This is a genomic window from Paracoccus sp. KKT209 (assembly GCF_055635455.1).
In genome coordinates, this window is sequence record NZ_JBVMWB010000002.1 from 355,203 (window position 1) to 370,797 (window position 15,595).

Annotated in this window: 13 protein-coding genes; 4 read left to right on the forward strand and 9 right to left on the reverse strand. The window is 66.9% G+C overall.

Annotation, left to right across the window (positions count from 1 at the left end):
* Nucleotides 1-15: 15 nt before the first annotated feature.
* From ACZ2G3_RS17705 to ACZ2G3_RS17735, 7 genes are all read right to left on the reverse strand, one after another.
* Nucleotides 16-864: an SMP-30/gluconolactonase/LRE family protein gene (locus ACZ2G3_RS17705; protein ID WP_470399382.1), complete on the reverse strand. Its 849-nt coding sequence runs from the start codon at nt 862-864 to the stop codon at nt 16-18.
* Nucleotides 861-1,472, reverse strand: coding sequence for a 2-dehydro-3-deoxy-6-phosphogalactonate aldolase (locus tag ACZ2G3_RS17710; protein WP_470399384.1), 612 nt, complete (start codon nt 1,470-1,472; stop codon nt 861-863). Before ACZ2G3_RS17710 ends, ACZ2G3_RS17705 begins: the two co-directional genes overlap by 4 nt.
* 10 nt (nt 1,473-1,482) lie before the next feature.
* Nucleotides 1,483-2,367 carry a 2-dehydro-3-deoxygalactonokinase gene (locus ACZ2G3_RS17715; RefSeq protein WP_470399386.1) on the reverse strand — a complete coding sequence of 295 codons (885 nt, stop codon included), beginning with the start codon at nt 2,365-2,367 and terminating at the stop codon, nt 1,483-1,485.
* Nucleotides 2,364-4,406, reverse strand: coding sequence for an alpha-galactosidase (locus tag ACZ2G3_RS17720; protein WP_470399388.1), 2,043 nt, complete (start codon nt 4,404-4,406; stop codon nt 2,364-2,366). The genes ACZ2G3_RS17715 and ACZ2G3_RS17720 overlap by 4 nt, the downstream gene beginning before the upstream one ends.
* Entirely contained in the window at nt 4,403-5,248 is an 846-nt protein-coding gene (locus ACZ2G3_RS17725; RefSeq protein ID WP_470399390.1) for a carbohydrate ABC transporter permease, read from the reverse strand. Before ACZ2G3_RS17725 ends, ACZ2G3_RS17720 begins: the two co-directional genes overlap by 4 nt.
* Before the next feature lie 3 nt (nt 5,249-5,251).
* Entirely contained in the window at nt 5,252-6,178 is a 927-nt protein-coding gene (locus ACZ2G3_RS17730; protein ID WP_470399392.1) for a carbohydrate ABC transporter permease, read from the reverse strand.
* Between the two features lie 61 nt (nt 6,179-6,239).
* Nucleotides 6,240-7,475, reverse strand: a complete 1,236-nt coding sequence (locus tag ACZ2G3_RS17735; RefSeq protein ID WP_470399394.1) for an ABC transporter substrate-binding protein — start codon at nt 7,473-7,475, stop codon at nt 6,240-6,242.
* Between the two features lie 104 nt (nt 7,476-7,579).
* Between ACZ2G3_RS17735 and ACZ2G3_RS17740 the strand changes: the two genes are divergently transcribed.
* The 4 genes from ACZ2G3_RS17740 (at nt 7,580) to ACZ2G3_RS17755 (ending at nt 13,295) form a co-directional block, all read left to right on the forward strand.
* On the forward strand, nt 7,580-8,368 hold the full coding sequence (locus tag ACZ2G3_RS17740; RefSeq protein WP_470399732.1) for an IclR family transcriptional regulator: 789 nt from the start codon (nt 7,580-7,582) through the stop codon (nt 8,366-8,368).
* 7 nt (nt 8,369-8,375) lie between these two features.
* Nucleotides 8,376-9,431 carry an ABC transporter ATP-binding protein gene (locus tag ACZ2G3_RS17745; RefSeq protein ID WP_470399396.1) on the forward strand — a complete coding sequence of 352 codons (1,056 nt, stop codon included), beginning with the start codon at nt 8,376-8,378 and terminating at the stop codon, nt 9,429-9,431.
* A gap of 517 nt (nt 9,432-9,948) precedes the next feature.
* A complete protein-coding gene (dgoD, locus tag ACZ2G3_RS17750) occupies nt 9,949-11,097 on the forward strand; it encodes a galactonate dehydratase (protein ID WP_470399398.1) in 1,149 nt (382 codons plus the stop codon).
* 2 nt (nt 11,098-11,099) lie between these two features.
* Nucleotides 11,100-13,295, forward strand: coding sequence for a glycoside hydrolase family 2 protein (locus tag ACZ2G3_RS17755; protein WP_470399399.1), 2,196 nt, complete (start codon nt 11,100-11,102; stop codon nt 13,293-13,295).
* 70 nt (nt 13,296-13,365) lie between these two features.
* Here ACZ2G3_RS17755 and ACZ2G3_RS17760 read toward each other — a convergent pair whose 3' ends face one another.
* Both ACZ2G3_RS17760 and ACZ2G3_RS17765 read right to left on the reverse strand, forming a co-directional pair.
* Nucleotides 13,366-14,124: a hypothetical protein gene (locus ACZ2G3_RS17760; RefSeq protein ID WP_470399401.1), complete on the reverse strand. Its 759-nt coding sequence runs from the start codon at nt 14,122-14,124 to the stop codon at nt 13,366-13,368.
* 21 nt (nt 14,125-14,145) lie between these two features.
* Nucleotides 14,146-15,576, reverse strand: coding sequence for a dihydrolipoyl dehydrogenase (locus ACZ2G3_RS17765; RefSeq protein ID WP_470399403.1), 1,431 nt, complete (start codon nt 15,574-15,576; stop codon nt 14,146-14,148).
* Nucleotides 15,577-15,595 lie beyond the last annotated feature (19 nt).

A 15,595-nucleotide genomic window follows, 5' to 3' on the forward strand; every position in this document is an offset into this window, starting at 1 on the left:
TTGCGCCCATCAAGATCAGCCGAGATGCACGCGATGTTCGTCCTGTCCCTGCACGCCGACCTCGACGGCAAATGTGCAGCCATCCTGTGCCTCCGGGGCCGAGAGCCCGTCTCGGGCCGAAGTCGCGAACAGCGTTCCCAAGTCGCGACCGCCGAAAGCCGGGCACGAGATCTGGCTGGCCGGCAGACTGATCGCGCGGTCGAACCGGCCATCACTGTCATACCGGGCCACGCGTCCCGCGCCCCATTGCGCCGACCACAGGAAGCCTTCGGTATCGATGACGGCGCCATCCGGGCTCAGCCCCTCGGGTCGCAGATCGATGAACGCTTTCGGCTCGCCCAGAGGCCAGCCGTCGCGGTCCAGGCGCACGCGGTAGATCACCCCGACATCGGTATCGGCGAAGCAGGCATGGCCGCCATCCGGGCTGAAGCAGATGGCGTTGGTGATGGTGATGCGGGGAAACAGCGGGCGCAGTTCCCCCTTCCAGAAGCGCCAGATCGTCCCGGCCTTGGGCTCTGCGTTCAGGCCCATCGTGCCGATCCAGAAGCCCCCGTACGGGTCCGCACGACCGTCGTTCGAGCGGGTCACCGGATTGTCCGCCTCCAGCGGCGCCAGCAGGGTAGTGCTGCCGTCGCGCAGGTCCATCAGCGACAGCGCCCGCGACGACGCGACCAGCACCCGGTCCGCGTCCACGATGCCCGCGGCCGAGACATGGTCCGCGAAATCCCACTGCTGCCGCGCGCCGTCCAGCGATTTTAGATACATCCGCCGGGACAGGATGTCGAACCACATCAGTGCGTTGCGGTCGCCGTGCCACAGCACGCCTTCGCCCAGGGCGCAGGGGGTGTCGTCAAAGATCATCATGCTACCTCGTCCCACGCGGCCACCATCACCCGTGCCTTTTCCGCAACGACTGTCGCAGAGTCGCCGGGCTTGTAAAGCGCCGAGCCGATGCCGAAGCCCGCTGCGCCCGCCTTGCGCCATTCGTTCATGTTTTCGGCAGAAACGCCGCCCACCGCCCAGCAATCCGTCCCGGCGGGCAGGACGGCGCGCATCGCGCGCAGGCCAGTCGGGCCGATCAGCTCGCCCGGAAACAGCTTCAATCCGGATGCGCCGGCCGCCAGTGCCACGAAAGCCTCAGACGGTGTCATCACGCCCGGAAAGCTCTCCATTCCGGCGGCGCGCGTGGCCCGGATGACCTCGGCGTCGCAATTGGGGGACAGGACCATCCGTCCTCCGGCCTGCGCCACCGCCTGCGCCTGCGAAACGGTCAGGACCGTGCCCGCGCCGATAAGGGCCTGATCACCGAATTCCCGCGCCAGGATGCGGATGCTGTCCAGGGGGTCGGGAGAATTCAGCGGCACCTCGATCCGGGTGACGCCGGCATCGATCAGGGCGCCGGCGATGGCAGGGGCCTCCTCGGGCGTCAGCCCGCGCAGGATGGCGATCAGCGGTCGGGATGCGGGGGTCATGGCAGGACTTTCAGGTCGTGGTCAGGAATTGCTGATGGGCGGCGGCAAGCCCGGCAAGGGTGGCATCCTCGTCCGACATCAGCGCCGCGGGAACGCCCTGTGCCTCCAGCGCTGCCGCATAAAGCGCCGACAGGGCAGGGGCGCCGATGATGGTCACGTCGCAGCCCAGCCACCAGGGCCGCGCCGCCGCCAGTTCCCACCCGATCAGGGTGCCCGAGAGCCGCCCCTTGGCGACGGCCGGATCGAGCCCGGCCAGCAGGGATTCGGCACGGATCTGGAACAGCGCGCCATAACCGCGCTCGGGGCGGGCCATTGCGTCCGAGACCGCAGCGCGGAACGCCTCGCCGTCCCCTTCCGCCTCGCCCATCGAATGGCGCAGGACGGATTGGCCGGCGATCAGGGCAAACAGCTCCCCGGTCATGAAACTCTTGAAGTTGCAGATTTCGCCGGCCGAGATGCGGACCCACTTGGTATGCGTGCCGGGCAGGCAGGCGATGCCGTCAAAATCCGGCGACAGCGCCAGAAGGCCCGCGATCTGCGTCTCCTCGCCCCGCATCACGTCGGCGGGACTGTCCTGTCGAACGCCGCAGACGATGCCGACGGCGCGGCCGCCCGGCCGGCCGGGTACGGAGACGAAGCGCGGCGTCGCGGGGCAGGGCACGGCGGCATAGGGTGCCTCGATCCAGCCCTGGCGCGAGCCGACCATGCCGCAGGCGACGACGGGAACGGCTGGCCAGCCTTCCGTCGCCTCCGCCAGGACCGGGGCGAATTCATCTGGGCGCAGGCCGCCCATGCCCCGCGCCTGGACGCGCCGCTCGACGGGCTTGCGGCCGGACATGGCCCAGAGCCGCAGGTTGGTGGTGCCCCAATCGGCGGCGATCCAGTCTATGCTCACAGTTGCGTCCCTTCGATGACGGCAATGGTTTGCGGGTAGGCGGGCGGCAAGGCAACCCCCTGCGCCATCAATGCCGCGCCCTCCAGCACGACATCACCCGCACTTAACGCCGTCACGGCGCTTTTGTGCCCGAGCGGATGCTGGATCATGCGCAGGCGATAGCGCGCGGCGGGATCAAGCGCCGTCAGGCGCAGCAATGGCGGCTGCAGCGCCACCGGCGCGTCGATCTGGGCCGCGAAGATGACAAGGCGGCGGCCGTCGGCCGACAGCTGCATCTCAGCCAGGGCGCCCGACGGACGATCCAGCCGCCAGATGTCGCCCGTCATCATCCAGGCGCGGTTCGCCTTCCACCAGGCGGTGACGCGGGTCAGGGTGTCCGCCTCATCCGGGGTCAGCTCACGCGGGTCCATCTCGAAGCCCATGCGCCGCTGCGCCGCGGTCCAGGCCCGCAGCGCCATCGGCAGTACCCGCCCCGAGGTGTGGCATTCGCGCGGGCCGACATGGCTGCCCGTCACGCAGGCGGGCAGCAGCATTGCCGCATGATGCTGGATCCGCAGGCGCTCCACCGCATCGTTGCTGTCGGACAGCCAGACGCGGCCGCAGCGGGTCAGAATGCCCGCATCGATCCGGCCCCCGCCGGAGGCGCAGCTTTCGAATTCGACCTTGGGATGGGCCGCGCGCAGTCGGTCCAGCAGCGCATAGACGCCGCGGGTCTGCGCCGCATCGGGAAAGGGCGTCAGGCGGTTGTGGTCCCATTTGACATAGTCGATGTCCCATGCGTCCAGAATGCTGCCGATGAGGTCGAACAGGTAGTCACGCACATCGTCTCGTGACAGGTCCAGATGCAGCTGGTTGCGTCCCCGGATCTGGTCCGCCGGCCCCAGCACCCAGTCCGGGTGGGCGGGATGCAGGTCGCTGTTCTCGTTGATCATCTCGGGCTCGAACCACAGGCCGAAGCCCATGTTCAAAGCGTGCAGCCTGTCGATCAGCGGCTTGAACCCCTGAGGATGCTTGCGCGGGTCGATGGTCCAATCGCCCAAGGAGGAGGTATCGTCGTCGCGCCGCCCGAACCAGCCGTCGTCCAGGACGAACCGTTCCGCCCCCAGTGCCGCGGCGCGTTCGGCGATGTCGGCCAGTTCGGCGGCGTCGTGGCGGAAATAGATCGCCTCCCACCCGTTGTAATGTACCGGACGGGGCTGGCGCACGGGGGGCAGGGCATCGCGGATTGCCCGCTGGAACGGGATCGCCACGCTGTTCAGGCCCCCATCGCCCCGCGCCAGCCAGATTTCCGCCGTCTCGAAGGCGGTGCCGGGACTGCGTTCCGAGCCCGAACAATGGCCCAGCTGGATCTGGCGGCGGCCTTCGGGCAGAGTCTCGACCAGCATGCGGTGGCCGCCGGACCAGCCGTAATGCAGGGCCACGGCCTCTCCGGTGGTGTTGGTCGCGCCGGGGGTCGTCAGCCACAGATGCGGCGGATGCTCATGCCCCGACCGGCCCGTCCGGGCATCGCGCAGGCGGGCGCTGTGGTCCAGGGTGCTGGTCACCGGCTGGAATTCGCGTGTCCAGCGGCCCGCCAGTTCGGTCAGTTCCGACAGATGCGCGGGCAGGGGCAGGGCCAGCGCCAGATGGTGCAGCGTGATGGGCGCATCGGCCGTCATCCGCGCCCGCAGGCCGATCAGCCCATGATCCATCGCGCGGATCGTGACGTCCAGCCGCAGCCCCGGTGCAGTGTGGCGCAGGACCAGCACGTTGCCTTCATCGGCGCCCTCCAGCCGCCAGTCGGGCTCCAGCGGCAGACCGTCCCGGAACGCCACCAGCCCCGGCTGGCCCGGGAAGCTGCGCCGCGCCTCGGGGATCAAAGACAGGGGCGGCAACGCGTCCAGCATGCCGCCGGTGATGCCGCCCATGCCCGCCGCCACAAGCGTGCCGAGGTCGGTCGCCGCCGGCAGGGGCACACCCCAGTAATGGCAGCAGGCCATCCCGCCGTCGCTGCCCAGGACCATGGTCTGCGCAGGGGTGTCGATGCGCCAGAGCCTCATTTCACCGCGCCCAGGGTCAGGCCCGCGATGAAGTGCCGCTGCATCAGGAAGAACATCAGGACCGGCGGCAGGGCCGCCAGGATCGAGCCCGCGCTGACCAGGTGCCAAGCCGCGATCCACTGGCCGTTCAGGCTATTCAGACCCGCCGTCACCGGCTGCGTGCTGGCGCCGGTGGTCAGCACCATGGCCCAGAAGTAGTCGTTCCAGATGAAGGTGAAGACCAGCACCGACAGCGCCGCGATGGCGGGTCGCACCAGCGGCAGCACGATATGCCAGAAGATCTGCCATTCGGTGACGCCCTCGACCCGGGCGGCCTCGATCAGCTCGCGCGGCAGGGCCTTGATGAAATTCCTCATGAACAGCGTGCAGAAGCCGGTCTGAAAGGCGATGTGGAACAGCGCCAGCCCGGTGATGGTGTTGTAGAGGCCCATGTTCACCGTCAGGTCGCGCACCGGCACCATCAGGATCTGGAAAGGCACGAAATTGCCCGCCACGAACATGAAGAACACGACCAGCGACAGGCGGAACTTGTAGACCGCCAGCGCAAAGCCGGTCAGGCAGGACAGCGCCACCGCGCCGATCATCACCGGGATGGTGATGCGAAAGCTGTTCCACAGGTACTGCGCCAGGGGCGAGTTGCGGAACACGTCGGCGTAATTCTCCCACGCGAAGCGGGAGGGGATGCCGAAATAGTTGCCCGCCGCCAGGTCGCCCGAGGGGCGGACCGAGGTCATGGCGACCCCCAGCAGCGGCAGCAGCCACAGGATCAGCATGATCGGCAGCACGATCTTGTAGGCGCGCTGCGCGGCGGGGGACATCGTCTGGATGGGACGGGGGAACATGGCTCAGACCCCTTTCTCGTCGCGCCACATCTTCCAGATGAAGCCCGAGATGAAGATCATCATGATGCCGAACAGGACCACCGCGATCGCCGCGCCGTAACCCATGCGATAGCCGTATTCCGACAGCGCCTGTTCGTACATGTAATAGGACAGGACACGCGACGACCCGAACGGCCCGCCCGAGGTCATGATGGAGACGAGGTCGAAACTGCGCAGCGCGCCGATGACGGTCACGACCACCGCAATGAAGGTCGCCGGGCGCAGTTGCGGCAGGACCACGTGCCACAGCATCCGCCAGCCCCGCGCGCCGTCCAGGCGCGCGGCCTCGATCTGGTCGGGCGCGACCGCGTTCAGGCCGGTCAGGTAGAGGATCATGCAGTACGCGATCTGCGGCCACAGGCCCGCCGCGATGATGCCATAGGTGACATAGCGTTCGTCGGCCAGGATCGCCACGCCCGTGCCGCTGGCCCATTCGATCAGCGCATAGAGGAGGCCGAAACCCGGCGCGTAGAACCAGGAAAAGATCAGCCCCACGACGACCTGGCTGATGACGAAGGGAAAGAAGAACAGCGACTTGTAGATGCGGATGCCGCGCACTGTCTGGTTCAGGAACAGTGCGATCATCAGCCCCAGGGGCACCGCCAGCAGGTACAGCGCCAGCCAGAGGATGTTGTTCTTCAGGCTGGTATAGAAGGCTTCGTCCCACCACAGCTCGTCATAATTTGCCAGTCCGATCCAGCGCATCGGCCCCAGCCCGTCCCAATCGTGGAACGACACCCAGACCGACTGGAAGATCGGGATCAGCACATAGACCCCGAACATCAGAAGGCCCGGTGCCAGGAACAGCCAAGGGGTCAGCCGACGGCGCGCGCGGCGGTGGGCAGGTCGGTGGGCGGCTTGGGGCGGGTGGGTGTCGGGCAGGGCGGTCATGGGCCAGCTTCCTGTTCAGGGGGTGCGGCACGGGCGGCCCCTTGGGACCGCCCGCGTCACGTCATTGGGCGTAGACGCGCTGGCGCATCCGCTCCAGCCGCTCCAGGATCGCGTCGAGCCGCTCGGGCCGGACCATGAACTCCTGGAAGCCTTCCATGCCGGCCTTGGCCATCTCCGGCGGGGCATCGCGGTCGAAGAACTGCGCGATGCCGCCTTCGGCCGTGGACAGCAGCTCGAAGCCCGCCTGCAGGAAGGGGTCGTCGCCCACGCTGCTTTCGGCGTTGATCGGCAGCTGGCCAAGCGTCGTGTTCATTTTGGTCTGCACGTCGGGCCGCGCCAGGAAGGCCAGGAACAGCTTGGCGTCGTCCGGGTTCTTGGCACCCGCCGGGATGTGGACCGTGTCGGTCGGTGCCTCCTCGGCCCGCGGGATGTCGGGGTTGATGGTGGGGAAGGGCATGAAGCCCAGGGTTTCGTCCGTCATGCCGCCGTCCTTGAACGCAGCCACGGCAAAGTTGCCCATGACATAGTTCGCGGCCTTGCCCTGGACCAGGTTCGACACCGCGTCCTGCCAATCGATCGCGGCGTGGTTGGCCGAGACATAGGGCAGCACCTTGGCGAATTCGGCAAAGACCGCGCGCACGCTGTCGTCGGTCCAGGGGATCTCCCCGTTCGTCAGCTGCATGTGCCAGTCATAGCCGTTGGTGCGCAACGAGAGATAGTCGAATAGTCCCGCCACCGGCCACAGCGCCTTGGACCCGGTGGTCAGGCAGTCGATCCCGGCCTCCTTGAACTTCTCGCAATTGGCGATGAATTCATCCCAGGTCGCGGCGGGCTGTACCCCGACCTGCGCATAGACATCCTTGTTGGTGTAGATGCCCCACTGGTAATAGGTATAGGGGATGCCCCACTGCTTGTCGTCGATGGTCATGGACGACAGCGCGGATCCCAGGCTGTCCTTCAGCCCGTTTTCCTCCCAGACATCGGACACGTCCAGAAACTGCCCGGCATCGACGAAGGGCGCCATCCGGTTGCCCGCATACCAGTTGGCAAGGTCCGGTGCATCGGCCGACAGGAAGTTGCGGATCGCGGTCTTGTAGCCCTCATGATCGAAGGTGTTCACTTGGACGTCGACCTCCGGGTACTCGGCCTCGAAATCCGCGATCAGCTGGTCGAAGGCCGCCTTGGGTGCAGGATCTGACGCGTCCGTGTTGAACACGAGGACGCGGCTCTGCGCGATGGCGGGGGCGGCGGTGGACAGCAGCAGCGCCAGCACCAGCCCCTTTTTCAGATGAACCATGGTCTCCCTCCCCTTAGGTTCCATTTATTGAAACTCAGTTTTGAATATTGAAACTATGCGGCGAATCGCCTAGCCTGTCAACATCGGGGGAGGGTGACGTGACGGTGCAGGGACGCGAGACGACAGATGGCACTGTGGGCCGCACGCTGGCTGTGCTGGACCTGGTGGCCGGCTATGGCCGCCCCGTGCGGTTCGCGGAAATCCTGCCGGCATCCGGCCTGCCCAAGGCGACCCTGTACCGTTTCCTGCAGGCGCTGACCCATCAGGACATGCTGGCCTATGATGACGACCGCCAGACCTACGCGCCCGGCATGCGGCTGGTGCGGCTGGCCCATTCGGCCTGGGCGCAATCGAGCCTCGCGCCCCTGGCGCAGGAGGTTCTGGACCGGCTGGCGACCGATCTGGGGCAGACCGTCCACCTGGCGCAGCTGGACAACGGCGCGGTCCTTTACGTGGACAAACGCAACGCCGCGATGCCGGTCGAGATGTTCGCGCAATCGGGCAAGGTCGGTCCCGCCTATTGCACCGGGGTCGGCAAGGCGATGCTGGCTCATCTGCCCGAGGACAAGCTGGCCGCCGCCATCGCGCGTCAGTCCTTTCACGCGCATACAGCGAACACCCTGACCACGCCCGACGCCTTGCGCGCCGAGCTGGCCCGCATCCGCGAGCGCGGATACGCGCTGGACGACGAGGAGCACGAGACGGGCATCGCCTGCATCGCCGCCCCCATCCTGTCGGGAACGGGCCGGGTGCTGGGCGCGGTTTCCGTCACCGCAACGACCGCCACGACACCGCGCGACCAGCTTCTGGCGCTGGCGGGGCCCGTGCGCAAAGCCGCGGCGCAGATCGCCGCCACCGCCGACACCTGGCGGTTCCCCGAACAGAAGTTATGAGGTTGCCATGTCGGGTGTCCAGCTGAGCCGCGTCACCAAGGATTTCGGCCCCGTCAGGGTCATCCACGGCGTCGACCTGCAGGTCGATCAGGGCGAGTTCTGCGTCTTTGTCGGCCCCTCGGGCTGCGGGAAATCCACGCTGCTGCGCATGATCGCCGGGCTGGAGGAGACCAGCGCCGGTGCGATCCGCATCGACGGCGAAGACGTCACCGATGCCGAACCGGCGGACCGGGGCGTGGCAATGGTGTTCCAGACCTACGCGCTCTATCCGCACATGACGGTCGCGCAGAACATGGGCTTTGGCCTGAAGATGAACGGCCACCCCAAGGCCGAGATCGCCGCCAAGGTGGCCGAGGCCGCCCGCATCCTGAAGCTGGACCCGCTGCTGGACCGCAAGCCCGCAAACCTGTCGGGCGGCCAGCGCCAGCGCGTGGCCATTGGCCGCGCCATCGTGCGCGGCCCCAAGGTGTTCCTGTTCGACGAGCCGCTGTCCAACCTGGACGCCGAGCTGCGCGTCGAGATGCGGGCCGAGATCGCGCGCCTGCACCGCGAGCTGGGCGCGACGATGATCTATGTCACCCATGACCAGGTCGAGGCGATGACCATGGCCGACAAGATCGTCGTCTTGCGGTCGGGCAGGATCGAGCAGGTGGGCCGCCCGATGGATCTGTACGACGACCCCGACAACCGCTTTGTCGCGGGTTTCATCGGCAGCCCGGCGATGAATTTCGTGGCGGGGCAGGTGAAGGGCGGACAGGTGGTGACGCCCGCCTTCGGCACCTCGCTGGACCGCAGCAGCCCAACCCTGACCGACGGCCGCGCGGTCGAGATCGGGCTGCGCCCCGACGCGCTGACCCTGACGCCCGAAGGTCCTTTCCGCGTCGATCTGGCGGAAAACCTGGGCGGCACCACCTTTGCGCATCTGCGCGCGCCCACCGGAGAGAAGCTGGTCGTGCAGACCACGCAGCGCCTGAACCCGGCCGGTGGCGGCAGCGTTGGGCTGACCTTTGACGCGGCGGATGCGTTCTTCTTCGACGCGGACACCGGGCAGCGCCTGCGATGAGCTTGAGGACCGGATCTTTGGGCCTTGGCGCGATTGCGCGTGCGGCAGCTCCTTTGCGCCATTGCAGCGATCGACAGGCTGGCGCCGATCGCCACTGCCAGCCGCGATGCAATGCTGGGAGGCGGGTCGAACCATCGCATCATGGCGCCGATGACGAACAACGTGGACGCGATATCGTTGTGCAGCCTGCCGCAGGGGAGGTTCGACAAAGTTATGGCAGTGCTGCGCGCGGGCCGTCACCAGATGCTGGAGACCCCTCCGGTGTCAGGTTCTCCGAGAAGGCGGTGCTGCAGGCCGAGGCCGCACGGCTCGCAGGGATCCCCGCTTGGTCGCCTCACATCGTCGCCGATCTGCAGGGGGACGCAGGACCCCCCGTTACCGCGCATTTCGACTGGTGCGTGACCGGCGCAGAGACTTGTCAGGCCACCTCTGACACCCACGCAGGCCCCGCGATTCTGCCCGAAGGCGGCGCACGCTTCACTGCGCCGGGCATGGAACCCGCCGGAGAGGACCACCTATGAAAATCACCGCCATCGAAACCTTCATCGTCCCGCCGCGCTGGTGCTTCGTGAAGATCAGCACCGACGAAGGCATCAGCGGGTGGGGCGAACCCGTGCTGGAGGGGCGCGCCGCATCCGTCGCTGCCTGCGTCGAGGAGCTGTCCGATTACCTCATCGGCCGCGACCCGCGCCTGATCCAGGACCATTGGACGGTGATGTATCGCGCCGGGTTCTATCGCGGCGGCGGCATCCACATGTCGGCCATCGCGGGGATCGACCAGGCGCTGTGGGACATCAAGGGCAAGGATCTGGGCGTGCCGGTCCATGCCCTGCTGGGCGGACAGTTGCGCGACCGTATCCGCGTCTACAGCTGGATCGGAGGCGACCGTCCGGGCGACACCGCGCGGATGGCGCGCGATTGCGGCGACCGGGGCTTTACCGCCGTCAAGATGAACGGCACCGAGGAGATGCAGTTCGTCGACAGCCACGCCAAGGTCGACCAGGTGCTGGCGCGCGTGCAGGCCATCCGCGAGGAGATGGGCCCGGATTTCGGCATCGGGATCGATTTCCACGGCCGCGTGCATCGCCCGATGGCCAAGGTGCTGGCGCGTGAACTGGAGCCCTTCCGCCTGATGTTCATCGAGGAGCCTGTCCTGTCGGAACATGTCGAGGCGCTGCGCGAGATCGCCAACCACTGCTCCACCCCGATCGCGCTTGGTGAACGCCTCTATTCCCGGTGGGACTTCAAGGCGATCCTGAAGGGCGGCTATGTCGACATCATCCAGCCCGATCCCAGCCACTCCGGCGGCATCACCGAGACCTATCGCATCGCCGCCATGGCCGAGGCGCATGACGTGGCGCTTGCGCTGCACTGCCCGCTTGGGCCCATCGCGCTGGCCGCCAACCTGCAGCTGGATGCGGTCTGCTACAACGCCTTCATCCAGGAACAGTCGCTTGGCATCCACTACAACCAGGGCAGCGACCTGCTGGACTATCTGACCGATCCGTCGGTCTTTGCCTATGAGGACGGCTTCGTCGCGATCCCGCAGGGGCCGGGTCTGGGCGTCGAGGTGAATGAGGACAAGGTCCGCCAGATGGCCGCCCAAGGGCACCGCTGGCGCAACCCCGTCTGGCGCCATGCCGACGGCAGCTTTGCGGAGTGGTGATCATGCGGACCATCGAAAAACTGAACCAGGGCTGGATATTCGCCGAAGGCGCGGCAGACCCCGCGGCGGCGCTGGTGGGCGATACCGTCACCCTGCCGCACAATGCGGTGGACCTGCCGCTGAGCTATTTCGACGAGACCAGCTATCAGCGCCCCTTCACCTATCAGCGCGTGATCGCGTGGGACGACGCATGGGCGGGCCGCCGGGTGCAGCTGCGCTTTGACGGGGCGATGGCCGACAATGTGGTCTGGGTGAATGGGGTGCAAGTCGTGGCGCATCCCGACGGTTATACACCGTTTGTGGCCGACCTGACCGACCATCTGCGCCCCGGCGACAACCTGGTCACGGTGCGGATCGACGGGTCGGAAAACCCCGCCATCCCACCCTTCGGCGCGCAGATCGACTATCTGACCTACGCGGGGATCTATCGCGAGGTCTGGCTGATGGTGCTGCCGGAAAGGCACCTGACCAACGCCCGCATCCTGACGCCCGATGCGCTGTCCGACACCAAGACCGTCGTGATCCGGCCCGAGGTCACCGCCCCCGGCCCTGTCCGCGCCCGGCTGCTGGAGGGGGACAGGGAGATCGCCGCGACCGAGGGGGAGGGGGAACTGATCCTGTCCGCCCTGACCGGCCTGTCGCTGTGGTCGCCCGAGAACCCGCAGCTGTACACGGTCGAGCTGACCCTGCCTGACAGCGGCGACGTGACCACGCACCGCTTCGGCTTTCGCACCGCGGAATGGACGCCGCAGGGCTTTCTGCTGAACGGCCAGCCGATGAAGCTGCGCGGGCTGAACCGGCACCAGAGCTGGCCGCATCAGGGCTATGCCGCGGGCCGGCACGCGCAGGAACGCGACGCCGAGATCCTGCGCTTCGATCTGGGCTGCAACATGGTGCGCACATCGCATTATCCGCAAAGCACGTGGTTCCTGGACCGCTGCGACGAGATCGGGCTGCTGGTGTTCGAGGAAATCCCGGGCTGGCAGCATATCGGCGACGCGGCCTGGCAGGACCGCAGCGTGGACAATGTCCGCGCGATGATCACCCGCGACTGGAACCACCCCAGCATCGTCATCTGGGGCGTGCGCATCAACGAAAGCCCGGACAGCCACGATTTCTATGTCCGCACCAACGCGCTGGCGCGCGCGCTGGACCCGACACGGGCCACGGGCGGCGTGCGCTGCATCACGGACAGCGAGATGCTGGAGGATGTCTATACGATGAACGATTTCATCCTGGACGAATCCGAGCTGCCGCTGATCAACCGGCCGCGCACCGCCCTGCGCGCGCCCGCCGAGGTGACGGGGATCAAGAAACCGGTGCCCTATCTGGTCACCGAATATAACGGCCACATGTTCCCGACCAAGGCGCAGGACCCCGAACTGCGCCAGATGGAACACGTGATCCGCCATCTGGAGGTGCTGAACGCCGCCCATGGGGATCCGGCCATCTCGGGCTGCATCGGCTGGTGCATGTTCGATTACAACACGCACAAGGATTTCGGCGCGGGCGACCGCATCTGCCATCACGGCGTCATGGACATCTGGCGCGAACCGAAATTCGCGGCCCATGCCTATGGCAGCCAGAAGCCGCCGTCCGAGGGCATCGTGATGGAGCCGGTGACCTTCTGGGCGCGGGGCGAACGCAACATCGGCGGCGTCCTGCCCCTGATCGTGCTGACCAACTGCGACGAGGTCGAGTTCGAATGCGCGGGCGTCACCCGCCGCGTGGGTCCCGACCGAGAGCGGTTCCCCCATCTGCCGCACCCGCCCGTCATCATCGGCCACCGTCATATCAGTGCCGAGGAACTGGGCCGGTGGGGCATGAGCTGGCATCCCGGCCGCATCATCGGCTGGCTTAACGGGGAACAGGTCGCGGTGCGCGACTACCTGGCCGATCCGCTGCCCACCACGCTGCAGATCGTGCCAGACCGCGACGCGTTGCCGGCGGACGGGGACATCGACCTGCGGGTGATGCTGCGCGCGCTGGACCAAGCGGGGAACCGGCTGCCCTTCCTGGATGCAGGGATCGCGGTGACGGTGGACGGCCCCGCACGGATGATCGGGCCGGACCTGCGCATGCTGCAGGGGGGAACCACGGGGATGTGGCTGCGCCTGACGGGCGAGGCGGGAAAGATCCGGATCACCGCCCGCCATCCGCAGTTTCCAGTGGCCACGCGCGAAATTATGGTGGGTTGACCCAGGACCAACCTGCCGTGCCGGTTCTTTGTGGCACGCAAGGCGCCAGCGCGCTGCAAGTCCCGCGCGCTCAGGTTTTGGAGAGCGACCGCTCAACCCGTCGATATGCCGCCTGCAATTCCTTTGCGAACTCTCCGGGCGCAAACTCCCGTAGCCCCGAATGCGCGGCGCAGAGCCACCGGAGTTGGCTGCAGCGTTGCGCCAAGGCATGCAGCCACTCCCGGAACTGCTCATGCGCGCCTGCATCGGTCAGAATTGCCTTAGGCAGAGAGGGGTGCAGGAAGACGCGCGGACGGGGAAAGAAGGGCCGCAAAAGGCGCGGCACCGGCAGCAGGTTGATCGTGTCATCGACATGCAGGCTGCGGCTTGCAGGGTGCCAAGCCAGCAGAGAACCCGCGTGGACGCGCTCATTGCCGCTGATGTAGTCGATGCCCGCCGGCAGGGTGAACTCCAGGTCCGGTGCGAACATGGCCGCCACCGCGTCGCTTTCGACCGGTTCGGGCTGCCATGAGAGGTTGGGGTATTTTGCCCAGTGACGCTGCGAACCATACAGCCGCGCCGCAGGGAAATCTGCAGCAGTGGTGGCGCAATGCAGCGTGTGGAACGGGTGCAGGTTCAGGATCGCGTCCACCGACCGACCATCGTCTGTCAGCGCCATCACCTGGTCCCGCAATGCGCCCCGCAACGGGTAGCTGTCCAACATGACAAATCGGCCGGTGGTCAGGCGCACCAGTGCGGCCTGGGTGCCGACATTCAGCACCCCGCCGATCTTAAGGTCGCCGCGGATGGTCCAGAAGCCCGCGCCCAGATCCTGAATGCTTTCACTCATCGCGGTGTCCCTTCGCAGCCATCACGCACCGGGAGGCAAACCGCTGTCGCGGCTTTGCGGTTCGGGTTGGCTTACCTGGCGGCAGATCTGGCGCAGGGCAGCCTTCATCCCTTCCTCCAAGGTCGGGTGATAGAATGGCATCTCCAGCAGTTGCGGCGCGGTTGTTCCGGACTGGACGGCAAAGGCCAGCAGATGCGCCATGTGCTCGGCCCCTGGGCAGCAGAGATCACCACCGATCAGCCTGCCTTGGGGATCGGCATAGAGCGTCATTCCCCCCTCGGCGCGTGCATCGACGCGGGCGCGGCCTTGGTCCGAATAATCCGAATGGCCCGTGATTGTCCCATCACCCGGCCCGCTTCCGACGGTGGCCACCGGGGGATCGGTGAAGGTCAGGGTGAAGGCAGCACTGCGCTGCTGTGGCGTTACCTGCGGGAATGATGCGGCATTGGCGCCGGCAATGGCCCCTTCGGTCGAGGCCTCGTGCAGCAGCGGAACATCCGCATCGGCATCCCCGGCCAAGAAAACCGGCGCGTCGCCGCACTGCATCGTCTGCTTGTTGAAGAGGGGCGTGCCATGGTCGTCCAGTGACAGCCCGGTAGCCTGGAGGTCGAGACCGGCAAGGTTTGGCGGACGCCCGGTCGCGACGAGCACATGGCTGAAGATCGCCTCTCCCGGATCCTCGCCCTGCCAGCGGATGCAGATGCCGTCCGCGACCTCGCTGGCCTCGGTCTCACAACCGAGGCGAAGGGTGACGTCGCGGCCAACTGCTGCCTTCAAGGCCTCGTTTACCATCCCGCACTTGGCCTTGGCCAATATCCTTGACGTGTCGAAAAGGGTGACGGGGACGCCAAGCCGGCCCATGGCCTGCGCCAGTTCCAACCCGATCGGGCCGCCACCGATCACCGCCAGACTTTCGGGGAGATCCTCAAGGTCGAATACTGTCTCATGCGTCAGGACGCACGGCCCCAAGTCGCGGAACGCCGGAGGGATCAGCGGGGTGGCGCCGGTCGCGATGACAACTGCACCCGCCGTGATCCGGCGCCCGTCGTCCAGCGCAAGCTCTGTCTGCGACAAGAAACGCGCCCGACCGGTAACGGCCGTTCCCTCGGGCAGGTCGTCGAAAGTCTCCTTGGTGAACGACACGAATCGGTCGCGTTCGTCCCTGACACGCTTCATGACCGCTGGACCGTCAATCTGGACGCCCTCTGGAAGAACGCCGAAGACAGGCGCCCGCCGCACGTCACTGGCCGAGCGCGCTGCGGCGATCAGCAGCTTGGAGGGCATGCAGCCGGTATTGGCGCAAAGGGTGCCGCGGAATTCCGGATCTATCAGCAGGGTCTTGGCGCCTGCCTTGCGGGCGGCACGTTCTGCGGCGATGCCAGCTGTGCCGGCACCGATGACCACCACGTCGCAGGTCAAATCTGTGGCGGCCAGCTCTTTTGGAGTGCTCATGGCGTTATCAGCCACTCGA